This window comes from Pseudomonas sp. RP-B7, assembly GCF_059803535.1.
Genome location: NZ_JAPFHC010000063.1, coordinates 1 through 4,300 on the forward strand (window position 1 = coordinate 1; position 4,300 = coordinate 4,300).

The window sequence follows — 4,300 nt, forward strand, 5'->3', positions numbered from 1 at the left end:
GCGCGGCCCGGCGCGAGCAAGCTCGCTCACTACAGGGTTTGGTGGTGTTACCAGGTTGATGGGTCTTCTTGGCTGGCTTTTTGGAGGTCGTCTTTCCAGACTTCGTTGGCGATTCGGTAGATGTCGGCGAAGAAGCCTCGGGGGTCGGCTATTTCGGTTTCGTCCCAGGCCATAGTTGAATTTTCTTCTGGGTCATTTTCAAAGAAAGAATGGAAGTCGAAATTGTCGGTGTTTAGAGCTAACGATAAATTTTCTACTAGCTTATATCTGTGCCGATAAGAAAGCTTGATGTAGGGGTCCAGGCAGTATTTTATGATGAGGGTTTCTCTATCTTTTTTATCGTTAGGGTCATATTGGTGCAGCTCTACGCCCTTGGTTTCTTCTCGGTCGTAAATGTCAAATATTCCCACGAAGTAATATAAGTTTGCATCGAAAGGAATGTGTTTGGAATGTGGGTGGAATAACATTTTTTACTCCTTAATTGGGAATAGGGTGAAGGGCGTGCCATCCTCTCGGAACTTCATTTCTGCACCATTCATTGATGGATTAAAAAGTGGATTGTTTTCGTCTCTTCTGTTCGGCCTATAACCGCGGCCGGCGCCCGGAAGTTCTATGCGGACAATATCGTTTGTGTTGTTGTCAATGTCTGTGTAGCGAGGCAGTCCTCTTTCTTCCCTTGATGTTGCCTTCGTCCATGCCTGTAGTTGAAGTTTCCAACTTTTAAATTGCGAACTCGGACCTCCCCCTCTTCTCATCGGGACTCTACCTGTGATTGGGTCTTCTCCGTCTATTGACCGTTGTCTCAGCTTAGCTTCACTCACTTCTGGACCGTGTTTACCTGCCATGTGCATGTCGTACTTTTTCTCGTGTTCCAATATTCTACGCTTTGCATTTGCCTCGGTTAATTCTTCAATTCGGGCTTGTCGTGGTGTAACACTGGGTTGTGGGACTGCTGGTTCACCCAGATCAACTTTTGTGGCATGAAGAGAATTTTGTTCTTTCGTAGTGGGCTTGCAGTCGTCAGCCCCCGGACACGTGCTCAACCCTAACGGATCCACCCACCCCGTAGGATTGGGCACATACCGATACCCATTGATCCCACCCGCCAGCTTCACCGGGTCCGGCGTCAGATAATGCCCAATATCCGGATTGTAGTAGCGATGCCGGTTGTAGTGCAGCCCGCTTTCCGCGTCGAAATATTGGCCCTGGAAACGCAGCGGATTATCGATTATTCCCACATCGAGACGGGCTATTTCACCGTAGGCACGGTAGTGCGCAGACCAGACGATTTCGCCATCGGGGTTTGTCAGTTCCTGGGGGGTTCCAAGGTGATCCAGTTGGTAGTGGTAGGGTTTGGTGTCGTTGGGACCGAAGCCTTCCAGCAGTGCCAGCGGGCGAAAGCTGTCCGGTTCGTAGAGGTAGCTGCGATGCCGTTCCGCGTGGTGTTCGGCGATCAGTTTGTCGCCTTGCCAGAAGAACTCCGTTGTCATGCCTTCAACGGTTTTGCTGATGCGCCGGCCAAAGGGGTCGTAGCGGTAGCTGGCGCTTGGCCCGTTGGCGGTGATGACGCTGATTAACCGATGCTGACAGTCGTAGCGGTACTCGGTGACAAGCTGCTGACCCTTGCCGCGACGCTCACGGATCAGGTTGCCGGCCGGCTCGTGTACGAAACGTTCCTGGCGGTCCTGGGAATGGTCGGCTCGGGTGAGGCGATTGAGAGGGTCGTAGCTGTAGTGATGTTCGCCTTTGCAGGTGTCGAGAACGCGGTTCAGGTTGCCGGATTTGTCGTAGTCGTACTGCCGCCGGTAGAGGTGGTTTTGCTGTTGGGTGACAGTGTGGGCATGCAGCCGTTGCTGATCCGCCAGTACCGCATGCCCACCTACGTCAATGATTACCACGGCTACCTGATCGAGGCCGCTGCCGGGTTACTGGACAACGCCAGCCCGGAAGAGCGTATTCGCCTGGAGGCGGAGGAAGAGACGGGGTATCGCGTCGGCCATGTGGAGAAGATCTATGCGGCGTTCATGAGCCCGGGGTCGGTGACGGAGCGGATTCACTTCTTTTTCGGTGAGTATCAACCGGCCGATCAAGTGGGGGCAGGCGGTGGATTGGAGGCGGAGGGCGAGGATATTGAGGTGCTGGAGTTGGGGTTTGAGCAGGCGCTGGGGATGGTGCAGAGTGGGGATATTGTGGATGGGAAGACGATTATGTTGTTGCAGCATCTGGAGTTGCGGGTGTTGAAGGAGGGGGGGGAGTCGGATGAATGGGCGGACTTTGAATCGGTGATTTCTTGCCCCACGGATTGCGCTTTTTGGTGAGTTCAAGCTGTGGGGGGGGCTTGTTGGTGAAGGTTATAGTACTCAGATATTTGTTGGATATAGGTTTGCACGGGTAACTCTTATTTCAATAAAACCCGATTTTTGAGTGATTGGTTCGCTTAGTTCAATGAAGATTAATGAGTCCTCTAGTTTGAGTGCCACCCATTCTTCGTCTGTGTTTTGGGCCATTTCAGCCGTTATATGGGTCGCGCCATTGATGATGGCGATATGTGGTGATTTGCGAGGTGATGCTGTGAGGTTTTCCCCCCAGGAAAAAAGCTCATCCAGATCGAACTCGACATCCAATTCCTTGCCCGCTATGGGCTGAATGCCGATCCATGCGGCGGTGCCACTTCCAGCGGATGAGAGGAAGCTCACATGGATAGTGTTCTTGATGGAGCGGACTTCGGTGACACGTATTTTCATTTTGTTTTTCGATAGTGGATTTTTTCGGTCTTGCTGGCAGTGTTGCTTTTTGGGTTGGGATAGCAAGGTCCGCATTGTATTTGCAGTATTTATATTTTTTGGGTTCTGTTTATGTAGTGGTGAACGTCCTTGATGTTTATTTTTTTAAATAAGCTTTCTATTGTGTCTAGTATAACTATATTTTTCTTCGTTGCCTGGTATATGAACTGGGCGGCGGCATGTGTTTCTGAATCGTAAAATCTACATAGCAAGTTGTCAGTCGACGACGCTAGGAATGTGCTTATGTTGTCGGGTGTGATTTGACTTTCAAATATTGTCATTTGAGACCAGAGTTCATGTATTTCATGAGTGTTTTTTTGAATTAGCAGAAGTACGTCGTGGGAACCTTCAAATGCTAGGTTTTCTATCTCTCTTGGGTTGCTTGGTCGGTTTTTGATTGTGGAATAGATGTTGGTTTTTTCGTTTTTCTTGCACAGGTCTCCGGCTTGAAGTGTTTTTGTTGCGTTTTTTATGAATAGATATTCTTCGGTTCTTGAGTTGAAGGTGGCAGTCGTTGATGAACGCCACTCTCTTTTGAAGGGCCATTCTGATGAAAGGTTTTCCATTATGTTGCACCATGACGTCCAGACGCTTTGAAAGTCATGGTCTATTAATGTCGTAGTGGTGAAACGGGTGTCTTGGGTTGGCTGTATGCTTTCCCAAGGTCTTACTCCGATTTCGTTTATATATACGGTGCTCATTTTCTATCTCTTGAAGTATGTGTGTGAGTCGTCACCAGTTTTCAAAGGTACCTTGATTTCATCAGCTGTGTTTTTAGTGTTGAAATGTGGCCCATGATTACCCTGTGCGTGACCTAGTGAATGCTCATAAATTTTGGTGAAGTGATTTTTTTTCAAGCTGAACACGTATACCCGGCCCATGATATGACGATCCTGATCACGAATTGGCTCCCGATACACTTTTATCGGCTGAGTGTTTTGCGGTATGCCTCCAATCTCTTTCGCTCTTCTAAACGCCCCGTTTCTTGACAGTGTGGTGTCAGAGCCTTTAGGCGGCGCTACATCACCCTCATTAATCCTAGCGTTTTGCTCCGGAGCCTCGACGTGATCTTTTGGTTTGCATCCATCGCCGCCCGGACACGTGCTCAACCCTAACGGATCCACCCACCCCGTAGGATTGGGCACATACCGATACCCATTTATCCCACCCGCCAGCTTCACCGGGTCCGGCGTCAGATAACGCCCAATATCCGGATTGTAGTAGCGATGCCGGTTGTAGTGCAGCCCGCTTTCCGCGTCGAAATATTGGCCCTGAAAACGCAGCGGGTTATCGATTGTTCCGACGTCGAGACGGGTGATTTCACCGTAGGCACGGTAGTGCGCAGACCAGACGATTTCGCCGTCGGGGTTTGTCAGTTCCTGAGGTGTGCCGAGGTGGTCCAGTTGGTAGTGGTACGACTTGGTTTTTGTAGGACCGAAACCTTCCAGCAGGGCCAGCGGGCGAAAGCTGTCCGGTTCGTAGAGGTAGCTGCGATGCCGCTCCGCATGGTGTTCGGC

Annotated in this window: 4 protein-coding genes and 2 pseudogenes; 1 reads left to right on the plus strand and 5 read right to left on the minus strand. The window is 50.3% G+C overall.

Features of this window, described 5'->3' with window-relative positions; all coding sequences use genetic code 11:
• Positions 1–47 precede the first annotated feature (47 nt).
• Both OPU96_RS28670 and OPU96_RS28675 read right to left on the minus strand, forming a co-directional pair.
• Positions 48–467, minus strand: a complete 420-nt coding sequence (locus OPU96_RS28670) for a hypothetical protein (protein ID WP_498560181.1) — start codon at positions 465–467, stop codon at positions 48–50.
• A gap of 3 nt (positions 468–470) precedes the next feature.
• Positions 471–1,859 (minus strand): annotated as a pseudogene (locus OPU96_RS28675) (RHS repeat domain-containing protein); the annotation flags it as partial.
• On the opposite strand from OPU96_RS28675, the pseudogene OPU96_RS28680 reads away from it, so the two are divergent.
• Positions 1,851–2,249 (plus strand): annotated as a pseudogene (locus OPU96_RS28680) (GDP-mannose pyrophosphatase); the annotation flags it as partial. The pseudogenes OPU96_RS28675 and OPU96_RS28680 overlap by 9 nt on opposite strands.
• A 111-nt stretch (positions 2,250–2,360) precedes the next feature.
• Here OPU96_RS28680 and OPU96_RS28685 read toward each other — a convergent pair.
• The 3 genes from OPU96_RS28685 to OPU96_RS28695 form a co-directional block, all read right to left on the minus strand.
• Complete coding sequence (locus OPU96_RS28685) at positions 2,361–2,744, minus strand: hypothetical protein (RefSeq protein WP_226457844.1); 384 nt, start codon at positions 2,742–2,744, stop codon at positions 2,361–2,363.
• A gap of 89 nt (positions 2,745–2,833) precedes the next feature.
• Entirely contained in the window at positions 2,834–3,484 is a 651-nt protein-coding gene (locus tag OPU96_RS28690; protein WP_498560182.1) for a hypothetical protein, read from the minus strand.
• A gap of 3 nt (positions 3,485–3,487) precedes the next feature.
• The coding region (locus tag OPU96_RS28695; protein ID WP_498560183.1) for an RHS repeat domain-containing protein at positions 3,488–4,300 on the minus strand (813 nt) is incomplete at its 5' end.

What these genes read in the sequence shown, in the direction of transcription:
- OPU96_RS28670 (WP_498560181.1), bottom strand. Translation starts at nt 467, where the DNA reads ATGTTATTCCACCCACATTCCAAACACATTCCTTTCGATGCAAACTTA.
- OPU96_RS28685 (WP_226457844.1), bottom strand. Translation starts at nt 2,744, where the DNA reads ATGAAAATACGTGTCACCGAAGTCCGCTCCATCAAGAACACTATCCAT.
- OPU96_RS28690 (WP_498560182.1), bottom strand. Translation starts at nt 3,484, where the DNA reads ATGAGCACCGTATATATAAACGAAATCGGAGTAAGACCTTGGGAAAGC.